General features: G+C 47.8%; 1 pseudogene. It reads right to left on the bottom strand.

From position 1 onward, the window contains the following. Positions 1-15 precede the first annotated feature (15 nt). Positions 16-1,127, bottom strand: a pseudogene (locus tag JF818_RS11235) (class I SAM-dependent methyltransferase); the annotation flags it as partial.

Raw genomic sequence — 1,127 nt, 5'->3', positions numbered from 1 at the left:
CGAGATCTACACCGTCTAATTCGTCGGCAGCGTCAGATTGTATAAGAGACAGCTGTCACCGTAGGGGGGACGGTCGCCACTTGGACGTCTGTCACCGTAGGAGGGACGGTCGCCGCTTGGACGTCTGTCACCGTAGGAGGGACGATCACCACTTGGACGTCTGTCACCGTAGGAGGGACGGTCGCCACCGCGTCTGTCGTCTCTATCACGGAAAGGACGGTCGCCACGTGGACGTCTATCGTTTCTATCATTGTATGAAGGTCGCTCCCCACGTCGATCATCTCTACGAGGTTCACGATTTTCAGTCTCTCGTTTCTCAGAGGTTTCTTCTGCTGAAGATTCCTGTACTAACGGGGCGAAATCGTGGTCATCCCAACTAAGCGTGAGAAGGTCATCCTCAACTTCATTCGGTTCAACCACAGGGGCCTCTTCATCATCGGATTCATCAGTCTCGGTTTCAACTTCTTCATCATCAGATTCGTCAGTTTCAGTTTCAACCTCTTCATTCTCAGATAATTCTACTTCTGTATTTTCATCATTGAGATCTTCGATTTCCTGATCTGCCTCATCATTGAGGAGCACCATATCTTCTTCTGCCTGTTCGGGTTCTGCTACAGTTGTGTTTGCTGCTTCTTCTACTATGGTTTTTTCTTCGGTTTCCAGTTCTACTGGTTCTTTTTTTTCTTTTGCTTTCATTGTCTTTACTTCTTTGTTTAGTATACGGGCTTCCTGCCCATTCTCATCGTGCTGGTCTTGCTTGCCAGCTTTCTCTTGTACGGAGGTTATCCATCTATCTGGTATCCGTATATCTTCGTGTTTCGTCAGCAACCACGTCCTCGCAGTTCCCAGACGGCGGGTAAATCCCGGTGCTGCGACTCGTCTGGTAATCTCTTTGATCTCAAATCCACGTATTGCTTTCTCATCCATCTTGAATGTTCCCAAGTTTGTCGAGAACACTAACTTTCCACCCATCGCAAGAAGGGCATTAAGCACCTTCATCCAACGCAAATAGTCCCTCTGGACATCAAAATCATGATCCATCTTCCGACTGTTCGAAAAACTCGGTGGGTCGAAAATGATCAGGTCATACTTCTTGCCTTGTGCATATGCTTCCATCACATATGTCC

The organism is Sphaerochaeta sp. S2 (assembly GCF_016406725.1).
Classification (GTDB): domain Bacteria; phylum Spirochaetota; class Spirochaetia; order Sphaerochaetales; family Sphaerochaetaceae; genus Sphaerochaeta.
This window is presented reverse-complemented; position numbering and strand designations above follow the sequence as displayed.